10 protein-coding genes are annotated in these 16,528 nt (G+C 29.9%); all 10 read right to left on the bottom strand.

Annotated features, from left to right (window positions below):
* Window positions 1–218 precede the first annotated feature (218 nt).
* On the bottom strand, window positions 219–3,095 hold the full coding sequence (locus tag FIA58_RS17050) for a T9SS type A sorting domain-containing protein (RefSeq protein WP_140963901.1): 2,877 nt from the start codon (window positions 3,093–3,095) through the stop codon (window positions 219–221).
* A gap of 192 nt (window positions 3,096–3,287) precedes the next feature.
* Window positions 3,288–4,649: a S41 family peptidase gene (locus tag FIA58_RS17045; RefSeq protein ID WP_140963900.1), complete on the bottom strand. Its 1,362-nt coding sequence runs from the start codon at window positions 4,647–4,649 to the stop codon at window positions 3,288–3,290.
* 323 nt (window positions 4,650–4,972) lie between these two features.
* A complete protein-coding gene (locus FIA58_RS17040; protein ID WP_140963899.1) occupies window positions 4,973–7,519 on the bottom strand; it encodes a T9SS type A sorting domain-containing protein in 2,547 nt (848 codons plus the stop codon).
* Window positions 7,520–7,705: 186 nt separating this feature from the next.
* Window positions 7,706–8,719, bottom strand: a complete 1,014-nt coding sequence (locus tag FIA58_RS17035; RefSeq protein ID WP_140963898.1) for an NHL domain-containing protein — start codon at window positions 8,717–8,719, stop codon at window positions 7,706–7,708.
* 98 nt (window positions 8,720–8,817) lie between these two features.
* Complete coding sequence (locus tag FIA58_RS17030; protein WP_140963897.1) at window positions 8,818–9,576, bottom strand: LytR/AlgR family response regulator transcription factor; 759 nt, start codon at window positions 9,574–9,576, stop codon at window positions 8,818–8,820.
* Window positions 9,576–12,500 (bottom strand): sensor histidine kinase, encoded by a 2,925-nt coding sequence (locus FIA58_RS17025; protein WP_140963896.1) that lies wholly within the window; start codon window positions 12,498–12,500, stop codon window positions 9,576–9,578. The genes FIA58_RS17030 and FIA58_RS17025 overlap by 1 nt, the downstream gene beginning before the upstream one ends.
* 111 nt (window positions 12,501–12,611) lie before the next feature.
* Window positions 12,612–13,346 (bottom strand): monofunctional biosynthetic peptidoglycan transglycosylase, encoded by a 735-nt coding sequence (gene mtgA, locus FIA58_RS17020; RefSeq protein ID WP_140963895.1) that lies wholly within the window; start codon window positions 13,344–13,346, stop codon window positions 12,612–12,614.
* A 3-nt stretch (window positions 13,347–13,349) separates the two neighbouring features.
* Window positions 13,350–14,462: an NAD(P)/FAD-dependent oxidoreductase gene (locus tag FIA58_RS17015; protein WP_140963894.1), complete on the bottom strand. Its 1,113-nt coding sequence runs from the start codon at window positions 14,460–14,462 to the stop codon at window positions 13,350–13,352.
* Window positions 14,462–15,154: a DedA family protein gene (locus FIA58_RS17010; protein WP_140963893.1), complete on the bottom strand. Its 693-nt coding sequence runs from the start codon at window positions 15,152–15,154 to the stop codon at window positions 14,462–14,464. Before FIA58_RS17010 ends, FIA58_RS17015 begins: the two co-directional genes overlap by 1 nt.
* A 1-nt stretch (window position 15,155) precedes the next feature.
* Complete coding sequence (locus tag FIA58_RS17005; protein WP_140963892.1) at window positions 15,156–16,418, bottom strand: dicarboxylate/amino acid:cation symporter; 1,263 nt, start codon at window positions 16,416–16,418, stop codon at window positions 15,156–15,158.
* Between the last annotated feature and the right edge of the window lie 110 nt (window positions 16,419–16,528).

The raw sequence follows: 16,528 nt of genomic DNA, 5'->3' as shown, positions 1-16,528 counted from the left end.
TCGGGGTCGCTTTTTTATTCATTATTTATTGCTTATAACGACTTAGTTTTAATGGTGATTTCATAATCATGGTAAAATTTTAGATTTTGCAACTATTACTATCCTACTCTTTATCCATACAAAACATGATGAGTTTTCTGAAACATCAATACATACCTAGTTCTAAAACAAAAAAACTCGTAAGCATAACCCTTACGAGTTTTAAAGTAATAAATGAATTATTGCTTGATAAAACGTTTCGTTGACACAAATCCGTTATCGTCTTCTATTGTAATTAAATACATGCCTGTATTTAAATTGGCTGTATTGATTACAGTTGATTTTGTTTGTAATACTTGAGTTCCTAAAACACTATAAATTGTTGCTTGCTTTAAGTTCGTTTTCATTTCAATATTTAATACATTCCTTGTTGGGTTAGGATAAACTGAAAACGCTAAACCTGAAGTAAAGCTTTGCGAACTTAAAGCACAATTAGTACTAAAACTAGTTTGCGCATCAATATTTGTCCAATTTGTTGTACTATACGCTACGTCATCTACTTGTATGCACGTAAGGTTGGGGTTGCTTGAGGCATAGAAGTTATTTGAAGTTATATTGATGTTATTCCCATTTTGAACATCTAAACTGCTTAGTGGATTGGACTGACAATATAAGACCGTCAAGCTCGAATTTTGACTCACATCTAAACTGCTTAATTGATTGGAAACACAAAATAACTTCGTCAAGCTCGAATTTTGACTCACATCTAAACTGCTCAATTGATTGTTGGCACAATTTAAGTCTGTCAAACTCGTATTTTGACTTACATCTAAAATACTTAGTTGATTGCCGCCACAAACTAAGTCTGTCAAACTCGTATTTTGACTCACATCTAAACTACTTAGTTGATTGGTAGAACAAAGCAAGTCTATCAAACTTGTATTTTGAGTCACATCTAAACTGCTTAGTTGATTAGAATAACAATGTAAGACTGTCAAACTGGTATTTTGAGTCACATCTAAACTGCTTAGTGGATTAGTCGCACAACGTAAGTCTGTCAAACTCGTATTTTGACTCACATCTAAACTGCTTAGTTGATTGGATTCACATTCTAAGTACAACAAACTGGTGTTTTGACTCACATCTAAACTACTTAGTTGATTGCTACTACAACGTAAGCCTGTCAAATTCAAAAAAGCCTCTATGCCCGTTAAATCCGAAATGGAAAGACTATTACAATCAATTTGTCCTGTAAAAGCACTTGCTTCGGTACACTCTATCTCAGTATTTCCATTTGTGTTAATTGCTGTATTGGCAACTAAGTAAGCTTTAAAGTTGACATCTGGGATGTTAACGACACAAGGAGCACAATTAGTACTAAAACTAGTTTGCGCATCAATGTTTGTCCAATTTGTTGTACTGTATGCTACGTCATCTACTTGAATGCATGTAAGGTTTGGATTACTAATAGCTGTAAAATAAGTAATATTACTATTATTTCCGTTTGCTACGTTTAAGCTAGTGAATTGATTTGAATCCAAGGTTAGCTCAGATAAAGCTGTATTTTGGCTCACATCTAAACTAGTTAGTTGATTGTCGTTACAATATAATACTTCTAAACTCGTATTTTGACTTAAATCTAAACTACTTAGTTGATTATAACTGCACCATAAGTCTATCAAACTCGTATTTTGACTCACATCTAAACTGCTTAGTTGATTGTAATAACAACGTAATTGTGTCAGGCTTGTATTTTGACCCACATCTAAACTGCTTAGTTGATTGGAAAAACAAAGTAAGGATATCAAACTCGTATTTTGACTCACATCTAAACTGCTTAGTTGATTATCAATACAGTATAAGTATGTCAAATTCACAAAAGCCTCTATGCCCGTTAAATCTGAAATACCTAAATAACTACAATTAATTGTTCCTGTAAAAGCACTTGCTTCACTACATTCTATTTCAGTATTTCCATTCGTGTTAATTGCTGTATTGGCAACTAAGTAAGCTTTGAAGTTGGCATCTGGGATGTTAACGACACAAGAAGCACAATTAGTACTAAAACTAGTTTGTGCATCAATGAAATTCCAATTTGCAGTACTGTAAGCCACATTATCAACTGTAATACAAGTAAGGTTCGGATTACTATTGGCAGCAAAATTTGCACCTGGAATATTTGAATTATTTCCATTGGCTACATTTAAGCTCACAAGGTTCGGGCAACTTCCAACACTTATAAGTGTAAGATTTGTATTTGCAGAAACATCTAAAGAAGTAAACTGATTTACTTGTGCCCAAAGTGTTTGCAAGTTTAAGTTTGTACTTAAATCTAAAGCAATCAATTGATTTGATGCCACATTTAGCAATGTTAGCTTGGTATTTTGTGAAACATCTAATGCAGACAAATTATTTCCATTGCATCTTAATTCTGTAATTTCAGTAAATGCTTCAATCCCTGTTAAGTCTGAAATATTAATATTATTAACATCTATTGTGCCTGTAAAAGCACTTGCTTCAGTACATTCTATTTCAGTATTTCCATTCGTATTAATTGCTGTATTGGCAACTAAAGCGGCTTTAAAGTTGGCATCTGGTATGTTTACTATGCACGGAGGTGCAGTATATGGGGTATATACAATATCGTCTATACCAAAGTTTTCAGAATCACCATCTGTTCTAGATATTTGTATTTGCACAACATTAGTCCAATTTAAAGCCACAATACTTGCAGCTGTTGTTACATTAGCTGTTGTTGTATTAAGTACTGTTGTTGATCCATAACCATCCATCGATTTAAAAGTCCAATTACTAGTAAGTGATCCAAACACTTTAAGACTTTGGATGTCTACCGCTGGATAAAAAGTTAAAAGCACCGTTTGTTCATATTGTGCATTACGAACTGATAAACCCGTAGATCCTTGACCTGCATTTGTTAAATTAATGAGTGTATTATTCGAGGTTCTAAAACTAGCTTCATAACCATTGATAGTTTGTATAGCCACAGAATTAGGATTTTGACTACTTCCTCCTAAAGTAGCCGTTTCCCAGTCAAAGGTTTGACTGTAGGCCAAAGTTGAAAATAAAGCAATTAATACTAGTAATCTTGTTTTCATAATAGATGAATTTTAATTATAGCAACAAAATTGTGGAAGTATTGGTGTATTTTTAGTGTTTTTCTTCTGAAAGGTTCGGTTTTTTTTCTAAATCGATACTAACTAAAAAAGAAACCACCTTGATAAAAAGGTTGCTGAACAAATAAAACTATATATTAGAAAAACAATTAATTACTTATAGTCATTATTAAGTTAATTTTTCTTTATCCAATTTATTGCAAATGGCAATACATTCTCTTTAACTCTTATATCTGGATAAACGGGTTCAAAAAGAGTAAGATTTCCGTTAGCACCTATATCATAGGTTGAACTTACATAAATGTAATTACCCGAATGAGGAAGTTGAAACTCAATTTGTTCTCCAAAATCATTAGTATATTCTCCAGTTGAAGTTCCAATTAATGTACTCAAGTTATAGGTTTTTACGGCATCTGCTAAAAAATTTGCGCTTGAAAAAGTATTAGGACCTATCAAGAAACAAGTTTTTCCATTAAAGTAATTTTTTGACCTTGTTGGGTTTGTTAAACCTTCGTCAAATGACTCAATAATTGATTGGTTTTCAGAATCATAATATTTCTTCATGAAATCTTCTCCAAATATTGTCTCATAAGAATTCTTTTTATAGGCTAATTTTGATTGTTCACTAACCTTCCAAAATCTACCACTAGATTGTCGATACGGTTTATCTGTAATGTATGAAAGTAGAAGGTCATTTAAACTAGAATTTCCTCCGCTATTCTCTCTAATATCAATGATTAATTTATTTATTTTCTTTGTTTTTAAAATTTTAAATGTACTTTTTAAAAACTTTCTAAAGACATTATAATCTGAACAACTATTATAATGTAGTAAACCAATGTTATCTTCAGTGATTTCAAAAGTGTAATTTTCTTTACTTTGATTTTGATTAAGAAAAGGAATTAATTCTGAAATAGTTATTGCTCTTGCTTCAACTTTTTTATCAATACCATCTATTTCTATTGAATATGGAGCTGAAGTTTTTTCTGTGAAATATAAATAGAGTGGCAAAATTTTCTCACAAGATGCCTTTTTATAAGAGTCTATTCCTCCTAAAAAAGTCATACATTCCTTATATAATTCAACAATACTTATGCCATTAATAGATTTGATAAGTACCCCTTTTTTTATATCTTCCCTAACTGACCTTGTAACAATTAAACCCTGCTTATCATCATCTAATATTCCGGTAAAAGGAATAAAATTATACGTTGTTAATTCGGGCATAAGGCTGACATTTTTCCAATCCATAGCAGTATGACCTCCACTCATTTTTGCAACTAGCTTCATTCCTGTAGCCACAAACTTTTTGAGTGTAATTGAATCTTGATTAAAATTATTTATTAATTCATCTTTACTTTTATTAAATGCTTCTTTATTTAAAAGGAAATAAGGATTGTAGTGGATTTTTTCTATGGTTTTGACCAGATAGTCAATATCCTCAATTGCATTTTTGGTTGATATATAAGATTTGTTTTGACCAGATACTAAAAAGGTAGCAAAACAAAGAATAAGTGCTAAAAAAAATAATTTCATTTTTGATAGAAGTTTTTTAAAATAATCGATTAATAAGATAATTAACAAAAAGTACTTTCATTATACTTGGTCTTTTAAATTATAGTAACAAAATCGCAAAAAGATAAGTGATTTTTACATTATTTTCAAGAAGTTTGTTTTGGTTTCTGAATTAACATTTAAAGAAACCACCCTGAAAAACAAGGTGGCTACACAAACAAAACTTAAAAACTATATTACCAAAAAAGCAACTATTCCTATGAATACATACATAAGTAAAAGTGTTATTTCTAGGCGATATTTTTCAATAAAATTCATATTTTGTTCCTTTTTATCTGAAACATCTACTTCTTAATGATTTTCTTTGTTCCTATTGCTCCGCTTTCTGTTTGAAGATTTACTAAATAGATACCCGAATCTAAATTTGAAATATTTATTTCTTTTTTATTTGTTTCTAAAACTTTTCTTGCATCTAACGAATAAATAGTTATCCTATTTATAACTTCTTTCGATTGAATGTTTATAAGGTTAGTTGATGGATTAGGATATATAATAAAATCATTATAAGTTGTAAATGAATTTGAAGAAAGTGAAGGTGAACCAAATTCATAAGCTCCCATATCTACAGTAGTATTAAAAACACGTTGGTTCCCTAATAAATCTGAAGTACCTAAAACATATGTATTATTACCAGAGTCAATTGCTGGAGAACCTGACATTAAAGAATAATCTCCATTAACTGAACTTACAAATAAAGGATCTGCATTAGATGTTGCAGTAAGAGTACTGATACTATCATCGTTAAAATTAAGAGGATCTAAGGAGTTAGAAACAGCCAAAGAAGTGATTGGTGCTTCGGACAAATCAGTTATTGACCTTGCTATAGCTCCTCCTGTTGTTGTATTAAATCTAAAAATACAATTGCTAACTATTGCGTTAAATGTACTTGTTATACTGGAAGATGACATACTTATAGCAACAGTAGCTCTAGAAGAATTATTTAAAGAATTAGCTGTACCCAAATCTGTATTATTAACATATGTATTATTATATAGATTTAATGCTACGTCTGATCCATTTGCTATAACTTTAAACCAAGAAGCACTTCCACTTCCTCCAGTAGCCGTTGTTGTATTCAAGTTACCCGCTACATTTTTATCAAATAGTGAATTTGCAACTGTTAAATCCACATTAGTATTAGCTCTTACAAAACTATATATACTTGTTGCTCTTCGAGACATGTTATTAATAAACTTACAATTTTCAATAATTAGTTCACCTCTAGCACCTGCTGTGTTGTTTAATTCGAATTCTGCATCTAAACCGGCATTATCATTTCTTGATACATTATCTTTTACAACACAATCTTTAAGTGTTAAGTTAGCAATTGATTTATGTTTAATTATAGCTCCACCTCTTTCAGTTGCATTCAAATTATTGTGAGCATCACTTATGGTTAAACCCTCTAATAATAAATTATTTCCAGTTTCAGTAATATTTATAATATGATAACTATTATCTGCATTTCGAGTAGTATTGCTATAATTTGATATAAAATCTGCAACATTTACATCATTTCCTTGTAAGTCTCCAGATAAAATAGTTTCATTAGCACCAAAAACACGATCAGACAATTGTGTTTCTGTACCTGCAAAACCACCATAAATTTCAATATTAACGCCATAAATAGTATATGCTACAGATCTATTTGAAGGACTTGGGTTATATGTGCCACCAGCTATCCAAACTTCTTTATTATCCTGATAACTGTTCAATGCATCATTAAGATCGTTATAAGCATCTGTCCACGATGAGCCATCATTATTACCTGTTGCATTTATATTTACATAGTATCTAGGTAGAAAAGGCATAACATTATATTTTTTAACCGATATTTTAGTTCCGTCTTTATACAATGTGTAATAATCACCTGTTACAGGGTTCATTTCAACATCTGCAAAAAAAGCAGGGTCACTAGTAGGTATACTTGGAGCTACTAATGTTGTTACTGCGTTACCTATTGGATTAATTTTGATTAGTGCTAATTGATCGTTAACATCATTATAAATAAAATAAATATTTCCATCTTTAGAGCTTTTTCTTAATTTAATTGTACCATTTCTGTTTCCTGTAATAGTAGTTAATAAATTCGTATTATTAAAAAAAACCCTTGCTCTATCAGCAATATCTAGATAACTAATGTAGGTCATGTCATCAATACCACTAATTCTACTAATATTTCGCACTGTATTTGGTGGATATAAATTAGTCACACTATAATCGGCAGTAATTGCATCAATATCATATCGACTCCCTGATTGAGAGTTAGCAATATAACATTTATCAAAGGATGTTAAATCTTCAGCTTGACCAGAAATTGTTGTAAAATTCCAAGTATTATTTACATACTTAATAAAACACTGTACTGAATTAGTTGTATTCCTTGCAGATATTCTTGGAATACCAGATGCATTAAATCTAATTCTAGTTCTTCTATCTATTAGATTCCCATTCCCAAGACCCGAACCAACAACAGACCAATTAGTTCCATCATAATTATAAACGCTTAATGTATTATCTGAAGTTCTAATATATGCCACCCAAACTTCGTTTGTTACTGGATTTACATTAATAGACGGACTCATCGCATCATCAGTAGAAACCAAACTTCCTAAATTAACCCATGAAGTACCATTATACTCCATAACCCTAACATTGTTATTATTTGATGCATCAATATATGCCATATAAGTACTACCTGTTGTTGGATTAAATCCAATACCACCATCAGATGCTACATTTGTAAATTGTTGAGTTCCTACTTGTTCCCAATTTTGAGAATTCCCAATGTTACTTATTAACAATAAGATTAAAAGTAAACGTATTTTCATAATTTTAAAGTTTTATAATTTGATGTAAAATTGAAGCTTTACAGTAGTATATAATTTACTTTTTTTATGAAAGTGCTGTTTTTTTTGCTAAACTGTTATAAATACAAAACCACCTTAAAAAATTAAAGTGGTTTTACTTACTTAGTAAATTTTAAATTGAACCTTTAGTGCTACCAACTATAGTAACTATTCCATTATTTTTCTAATTGTATTACCATAATAATCGGTTACGTAAATTTCTCCATTATTTTTCACGGCCAACCCAATTGGATTAGCAAACTTAGCAGTCATTATTGTTCCATCAACCTCACCAGCTGTAGAACCAGCAAGTTTTGAAACTTCACCTTGCACGTTAATTTTAGTAATCTGATGTTTTCCATGATCTGCAACATATAAATTACCAGCTTTATCAGTATCTATTGCATAAATATCCGTAAAATTTTGAATATTTACCCCGTTTTCAGTTCTAAAGCCATCCGCATAAGTAGTTTTAACACCTGCTACTGTGATCTTATGAATAGCCTTACCAGTTCGATCGGCTACGTATAAATTGCCATCAATACCAAAAACCAGATCCAAACATTGAAAAGGAGGACTTGGCACTTGAATAATAGTTGAAACGGTTCCATTTGGAGTTATTTTTCTTATAGCACGATTAGAAGAGTCAGCTACATAAATATTATTTTGATCATCAATTGCTAAGCCCCTTGGGTTATTAAACTGAGCAATTAAAGCGGATCCATCTTGGTAACCATTGGAACTTCCTGCAAAAACACTTGCAACACCAGAAGGAGTTATTTTTATAATATTATCATTTCCTGCATCTGACAAAAAGATATTATCATTATTATCAACAACAATACCTGTTGGAGCAGAAAAAGGAGATGTAATTCCTGTAGTAATTATAGTCGTGACTGTGCCATTCGGAGTTATCTTTCTTATCACATCATTATAATTATCTACTACAAATAAATTACCTTGACTGTCAATAGCAACTGCAATAGGTCCATCAAACTTTGCTGCAGTACCAATTCCGTCTTGAAAACCATCTGAATTAGCTGTCCCTGCAACTGTGGCTACAGTAGCATAATTTAAAGGCACAAATACATTTTCTCCACTTGCAACGTTATCATCGTCTTTACTACATGACAGAAACGAAGTCATAAATACAGTAAACAATGTTAGTTTTAAATTTTTCATTTCATTTAAATTTTAATTAATTTAACACAAAAATGAAAAAAAGGCTTAGTTATGACGTGGTTTTCTTGCTGAAATAAGGCTATTTTTTGCTAAATATTTTAATTATTGAAAACATCTTGAATTATTTTAATAAACTCTTCTTTTTTATCTTTTGCAATAGGAATCGTTTTGTTGTTTTCCATAATTAAATGATAACCATCCTTTTTTGACAATTCTTTTATATGCTTTAAATTAATTAAATAAGAACGATGTGGTTTATAAAAAAAAGCCGTTTTTTCTAATTGTTCTACAAAGTGCTTAATAGGCTTACAGATTAATTCCATTTTGTTATTTTGCAAAAATACTTTGGTGTACATCCCGTCTGCTTCAAACAAAATAATATCATCATGGCTTACGAAAAGAATCCCTTTTGGAATATCTAAAGCCAGCTTGTTAATTGATAGTTGCTGAAATGCTTTTTTTAAATCGTCTAACTTGTAATTGTCGCCTTCCTGTTTTATATTCTGAATTGCTTTTTCGGTTGCTATTTTTAACTCGCTACCATCTATAGGTTTTAACAAATAATCTACCGCTGATAATTTAAAAGCTTCAATTGCATATTGATTATAAGCAGTTGTAAATATAATTTGAAAATCGACTACTTCATTTTCGAAAAAATCTAGAATTTCTAAGCCAGAATATTTCGGCATTTCTATGTCTAAAAAAACAATCTTAGGTCGTTCTCTTCTAATGATTTCTACTCCTTTTTCTAGATCTGGAGCTTGAAAAATTCTAGTAATTTCCCTACACTCTTTCCTTATTAAATATTCTAATAATGTTCTAGCTTTATTTTCGTCATCTATAATTAGTACTTTCATTATGTTGTTACAGGTATTTTTAAAACGATTTTGGTTCCTTTCGAACTAGATATTGTATCGATTTCGATTTTATTTTTCTTATTTGTATTAATTAATTCAATCCTCTTTTTAGTAGCATTTGTAGCAAATGATTTATGATATTGAAGTCTATTCTTTTTTAATAATTCTGAGGCTTCAATTCCTATTCCATTATCTATAATTTCACAGAAAAGAAGGGTTTTAGTTGAATTAAGATAAAATTTTATGTCTAAAATTCTGATTCCATCTTTATGTAACAATCCATGCTTAATAGAATTTTCTACATAAGGTTGTATGAAAAGAGAAGGTATTTTTATTTTACTACTATTAATTTCTGGATCAACATTAATTGTATAATTAAGTAAATCTTCAAAACGATTTTTTTCTAGTTCAAGATAAATATCAAGTGCATGTAATTCTTCCTTAAGAAAAACTTCATTTTCTCTACTATGGTCTAAATAGATACGTATTAATCTGGAAAATTTTATCAAAAAGGAACTAGCTAATTCTCTTTCATTCAAAACGATATATTCCTGGATCGAGTTTAATGCATTAAATATAAAATGCGGATTCATTTGCGATCTCAGATTTTCCAATTGATATAAAACTAATTGTTTATCAACTATTTCCTTTTCTAGAAGTTCATTTTGACGAATTTTTAATTTTCTAATCCTAACATTAGAATAAAAGACAAAAAATAAAGTTATTAAAAAAATAGCTAATAAATAAAACCACCACTTTTGCCAAAACGGGCTATTAATTATAAATTTTATTTCTTTAACTGAAGAAACATCATTTATATCGGATAATATTGATTTAATTTGAAACGTATAATCACCACTTGGCAAACTGTTATATTTTACAGAATTAACCTGCCTTTCCGTAGTAATCCAATTGTCACTATCTCCTAATAAGCGATACATATACCGCTTATTTTCATCGGATTGAAAGCCATTTGCGTTAAAAATAAATTTAATATTATTTTCGTTGTATTCTAGTTCATAAAAAGAAGTGATGCTATGCTCTTTTTCGTTTATTTCTATACCAGAAAAATATACTTGAGGAGGGTTTACTTTTTTGAAAACTTTATCTTTAGCCAAACTAAACATTCCTTTATCAGAAGAAAAGACGACCTTGTTATCAAAAACCTCAATTCCAGAAATTAGATAGGTTTTTATTCCGTCTCGCTTCGTTAAACTTTTAAAAGTATTCTTTTTTGTGTCTAGTAATTGAATTCCTTTTGAAGTTGAGACCCATAGTTTATTACCATCTGCTTTAATACTTTCAATTTGATTAGATAACAATCCTTTTTTAGAATTAAATTCTGCAATTACTTTCCCTTCTTTTATTGCATAAATACCATTTTTAAATGTTCCTACCCAAATGACACTGTCTTTTGTTTGTGAAATTGTATTTACAAATATGGATTTTTTATTAAATTTTATATTTTTTGATTGATACAAAGAATCATAACAAACTAAATTATCAACATAAGCTACATAAATATTTTTTGTAGTAGCATCATAAAACGAAGAATACCCTCTTCTTTTTGGCTCCTTTGAAAGTGAGAAATCATTTTTTTTATGCTTCAAGTCCTTTATAAAAACGTTACTATTCGTAACCAATAACAGTTTATCTTTTCCAATAAAAGAGAAATTTTTTACAGATAAAAAATCAGACTCTTTAAAATGTAGTGTAGCATTATTTAATGTATATCCAATTTCATCTTTACTGATATACGTTTTTTTGTTCCATTTGTTATAACTTAAAGCAGAGACTCTTGACGTGTTATTAAATTGAATAATTTTTTCATCATTAGTATCCAAATTATAAATAGAAACATTTCCATTATTGGTTCCATAAATTACGGAAGTATCGTCAAGCTTAGTGAGGCAACTAATATTTATAAAGTTTTTATTAATCTTGTATTCCTGAACGTGAATATTAGGAATAACAAAAACACCATTAGTTAAAGTTGTAAACCAATAGTTTTCATCTTTATCCTTTATGATTTTTGTAATATATTCGCTTTCTAAGAATTTACTTACGAAATGAAATTGATTTTCAAAATATTCGTAAATATAGACTCCGTTATTAGTAGCAAACCAAACTTTGTTTTCATTTTCAAAAATTGAAATCACTTGCAGTTGTTTTAATAATTCAAGTCCTTCAACATTCTTTATTTTTTTATGCTTCAAGTCAAAATTAAAAAAAACACTCTCTCTGTTTAGTCTTTTTTTACAAAACAAATGATCTTTTGATCGAAAAATTTGGCTTTTTCCAGTTTCTATATTCCCTCCTAAACTATTTTTTAACTGTAAATCAAACGTAATTAAGTCTTTTTTTGAAAAGTCTTTTTTTAAATCAATTTGTTGTAACGAATTATAACCTGCTATAAAAATGGTCTCTTCAAATTGATAAGGACTTCCTGAGTTTTTATTATCTTTTTGTTGTAGTATTTTTTTAGTAATTAAATCAACAACAAACATTTCAGAATTAGAAAAAACAACTAAATGATTTTCATATATTAAAAACTCCGTTAGCTGTCCTTTTAGTAATAAATTACTTAAGTCAATAAAAGTAATTAGTTCATTATTTTGTGCATAAAAAAATTGTCCGGAAATATTATTACACCAAATACGTCCTGAACTATCTTCTTTTACTCCAAAAACAGAGTTCAATCGCTTTTCAGAATTAGAAAAATTAACAAAATCACTTCCATTGTATCTAAAAAGACCTTTATCTGCACACAACCAGATAAATCCTTTACTGTCTTCCATCATGTTATAGAATTCTATATCAGGAAGTCCATCTTTTTCAGTTAAATGAACATGAACAGGCTCTTGTGCAAAAAGAAAATTCACAAAGAGTAAAAGAGAATGAAAAAAGATTTTAAAGTTATTCAATTAAATAAAGTTATTCTGTAAAAATACCTATTACTATTTAAAAGACATTTATTTTCTTTCCAAACAGCAATAAATTTTTCTAAAACAAATCTTTTTCAAAATAAATTATAACTAATAATCCAATTTTGTATAACCAATGTATTTAGAAATGGTTGCTTTTCTTCGATTTATATAATTTGAAGAATTTGAAGCTTTAAATTTTCTTGGATTAGGCAATATAGCAGCAATTCCAGCAGCCTCATTGCGAGATAAATTTTTAGCTTCTTTATGATACCAATATTTTGAAGCTGCTTGAGCACCATAAACACCATCACCCATTTCTATGCTATTCAAATAAACTTCCATGATACGCTTTTTACTCCATAAAAGCTCAATTAAAACAGTGTAGTAAGCTTCAAGACCTTTTCTTAAATAACTTCTTCCTTGCCAAAGAAAAACATTTTTAGCTGTCTGTTGAGAAATAGTACTTCCTCCTTTAATTTTTTTTCCTTTTTGATTTCCTTCAAATGCTTTTTGCATCGATTTAAAATCGAATCCATTATGTTCTAAAAATTTACCATCTTCACTTGAGATAACAGCTTTTTGCAGGTTTGGTGAAATTTGTTCTATAGGAACCCAGTTGTGAGAGCATATCATTTCTTTTCCATCAGATTTCTGCTCTATTGCCCTAATTATCATTAATGGTGTAAAAGGAACTGGTACAAACCTATATAGTAGTACAAAAAAAACACTAATTATATTAAACCAAAGGATTGTCTTCCATATAAAACGAAATATTTTTTGCCCAATACTTCTTTTTTTGGAAGTTTTAATAGTTCTCTTTTTTGGAGTAGTTTTTTTTGCCATACGCTATATTAATTCTGCTAATTCTTTCCCAATTAAACTACCAATAGCCACACCCATTCCGCCTAAACGAACACCACAATATACATTGTTACTCATTTGTTTTACTATTGGTTTTTTTTGATTCCCAACACCCATGATTCCACTCCATCGATGTTCAATTTCAAAAGGAACATTTGGCAAAATTACTGTTTTTAGCAATTGCTCCAACTTGTCTTGAATAATTTTTGTTTGAGTCAACTCTGTAGTAGTTTCTCCTTCAAAATCGAGATTTCTTCCTCCGCCAAAAAGAACTCTATTTCCAATATTTCTAAAATAATAATAACCTTCATCCAAATGAAACGTTCCTTTAATGTGTAAGTTTTCAATTGGTTTGGTTATTAAAACTTGTGCTCTAGCAGGTTGTAACTCATTTTTGGTTAATTCAGCAGCAAAACCATTAGTTGCAAATAGTAGTTTATTAGTTATAAACGGAGTTTCATTGGTAACCACTTCAACTTTATCATTTAAGTCATTAAACGAAGTTACATTTTGTTGGTTTAGGATTAAAATATCATTAGCAATAGCTTCTTTTAATAAAGCTTGCATCATGTTGCCCGAATCTATTTGACCTTCGAAAGGATTAAAAATCAAATAATCAAAAATTTCCTCAAAATTAAACCGATTGACTTCTTTCAAAAAAACATCTGTTTTAAAAAGTGGGCGTAAAATATCATTTATGAAAGGTGTTTTTTGAATGCATTCCTTATAAAAATTTTCATCTTTATCTAAAAACAATTCATAACCACCATAAGGTTTAAAATCTATTACTCCATCACCTAGTCTATTGCGTAATAATTTAAGTCCTTCAACTCTTTTTTGAATTAACTGAATTACTTCTTCTTCGGTATGATTTTTTAAATCATTAATAATCTCTGAAATACTCCCAAAACAAGCAAAACCTGCATTTTTAGTACTTGCTCCTTGTGGTAAAATTCCTTTTTCTAAAATTAAAACTTTTGCTCTTGGATATTTTTCTCGTAAAGACAAAGCACAATGCAAACCTACAATACCACTTCCTACAATTGTAAAATCTACATTTGTAAACCAATTTTTTAATTCCCAATAACTTAATTGCATTATGCTGCAGTATTTGTATTTGATTTTTTTGATCTTATTGCTTTCATAACCAAAGGAAAAGTGGTTACTGCAATAAGTATAAGAATAATTTTTTCAATATGTTTTTTTAAATCGATGTTAAACTGATCTAAAAACATTCCATATAAATAATGTCCTGCAAAAACTAGAAAAAAAGACCACATAAGCGAACTTAGAATGTTATAAAACATAAATTTTGTCTTTTTCATATGAACTATTCCCGCAATAATAGGTACAAAAGTTCTAACAATTGGTAAAAACCTAGCATAAATAATCGCTTTTCCCCCGTGCTTTTCAAAAAAAAGTTGGGATTCAATTAAATATTTTTTCTTGAAAAAAAAGCTATCCTCTTTTTTATATAAAAATTGACCACTTCTAGAACCAAACCAATATCCAAACGTATTCCCTAATGTAGCTGCAGCAGCTATTAGTAAAGATAAAATAGTCACATTGGAAAAATCACTTGGAAGAAAAAAGAAAGTTTGTACTAGCTCTCTAGAATAAATTCCTGAAAGAAATAAAAGACTATCTCCTGGAAGAAAAAACCCCGCAAACAGACCAGTTTCTGCAAATACAATGAACAAAACCATGTAAATTCCTATTGGAATTCCACCCACTTCCATCGTTATATAAAACTCAGGGTTGAAAAGTTTCGTCCAGTGAAAATCTTCCATATTACGTTAGTTTATCTACGGATTTTGCAACTACCATAGAGACAGCAGCATCACCAGTTACGTTCACGGTTGTTCTACACATATCTAAAGGCCTATCAATGGCAAAAATTAAAGCCAATCCTGCTTCAGGAATTCCCGCTTGAGCCAAAACAATAACTAACATTACCATTCCAGCACCAGGAACAGCTGCACTCCCAATTGAAGCCAAAGTTGCTGTAGCAATGATCCCTAGTTGCACTCCAAGAGTTAAAGGTGTCCCAAAAGCCTGAGCAATAAAAACAGCTGCCACTGCTTGATACAAACTTGTTCCATCCATATTTATAGTAGCTCCAATGGGTAATACAAAACTAGCCACTTCATCATCTACTCCTAAATTATCTACTACACGCTCCATAGTAACAGGTAATGTTGCTGCACTTGAACTTGTAGAAAATGCTAGCAACTGTGCTGGAGAGATTCCGTTTAAAAAAAAACTCGGTGTTCTTTTTGTAAATATATAAACAATCAGAATGTAAACTCCTATCATAATAATCAAACCGCCAACTACACATAGCCCATAAACTGCCAAAGCTTGAAACAAATCCAAACTTGGGGATTCTGCCACCAAAGCAGCTAATAAAGCAAACACACCAAAAGGTGCAGCTAGCATTATGATGTCTATCATTTTTAGTATTACTTCATTAAAACCATCAAAAAAAGCTTTTACGGGAGCACCAATTTCTTGCGGAATCAAAATTAAAGCAATTCCAAAAAATACGGCAAAAAAGATTACTTGAAGCATATTTCCATTATCAGCAGAAGCACCAATAATATTACTAGGAACAATATCTTCTAATGCTTGTAACGGCCCAGCCTCTTTTTGTTTTTCAGCAGAAGCAATTTTTGAATTAGCATCACTTGCATAACCATCTACTAGTTCTTGTCTAGTTTCTTTAGAAATATAACTCCCTGGCTTTACAATATTAACAATCACTAACCCAATTGAAACAGCTAAGACAGTTGTCATAAGATACAAACCAATAGTTCTCCCTCCCATCTTTGAAAGTTTAGAAATATCTTTTAAATCGGATACTCCTTTTATAAGAGAAGCTAAAATTAATGGAACAGCTATTAATTTTAAAAGATTAATAAAAATGTTACCAAATGGTTTTATCCAATTGGTTATAAATTGTTTACCCCATTCAAATTGTATTAAAACAACAGCAAACAATACTCCAAAAACCATTCCTAGTAAAATTTGCCAATGCAATGCTAATTTCTTCATCCTTCTGTTTCTTTTTAAAGAATGTGAAAATACATATATTTTTTCAAAAAAATGGAATTAAACTAATTTTACAAGAAGATACGGAATTAACAAATGAAAATGTTTTATTA

The sequence above is a fragment of the Flavobacterium jejuense genome, assembly GCF_006491595.2.
Lineage (GTDB): Bacteria > Bacteroidota > Bacteroidia > Flavobacteriales > Flavobacteriaceae > Flavobacterium > Flavobacterium jejuense.
The sequence above is the reverse complement of the archived record's forward strand: the minus strand, read 5'-3'. Positions and strand labels throughout refer to the sequence as shown.

Bases quoted from the DNA above. Each gene is read 5' to 3' on its own strand.
- FIA58_RS17050 (WP_140963901.1), bottom strand. From the start codon at position 3,095: ATGAAAACAAGATTACTAGTATTAATTGCTTTATTTTCAACTTTGGCC.
- FIA58_RS17045 (WP_140963900.1), bottom strand. From the start codon at position 4,649: ATGAAATTATTTTTTTTAGCACTTATTCTTTGTTTTGCTACCTTTTTA.
- FIA58_RS17010 (WP_140963893.1), bottom strand. From the start codon at position 15,154: ATGGAAGATTTTCACTGGACGAAACTTTTCAACCCTGAGTTTTATATA.
- mtgA (WP_140963895.1), bottom strand. From the start codon at position 13,346: ATGGCAAAAAAAACTACTCCAAAAAAGAGAACTATTAAAACTTCCAAA.
- FIA58_RS17015 (WP_140963894.1), bottom strand. From the start codon at position 14,462: ATGCAATTAAGTTATTGGGAATTAAAAAATTGGTTTACAAATGTAGAT.
- FIA58_RS17035 (WP_140963898.1), bottom strand. From the start codon at position 8,719: ATGAAAAATTTAAAACTAACATTGTTTACTGTATTTATGACTTCGTTT.
- FIA58_RS17030 (WP_140963897.1), bottom strand. From the start codon at position 9,576: ATGAAAGTACTAATTATAGATGACGAAAATAAAGCTAGAACATTATTA.
- FIA58_RS17005 (WP_140963892.1), bottom strand. From the start codon at position 16,418: ATGAAGAAATTAGCATTGCATTGGCAAATTTTACTAGGAATGGTTTTT.
- FIA58_RS17040 (WP_140963899.1), bottom strand. From the start codon at position 7,519: ATGAAAATACGTTTACTTTTAATCTTATTGTTAATAAGTAACATTGGG.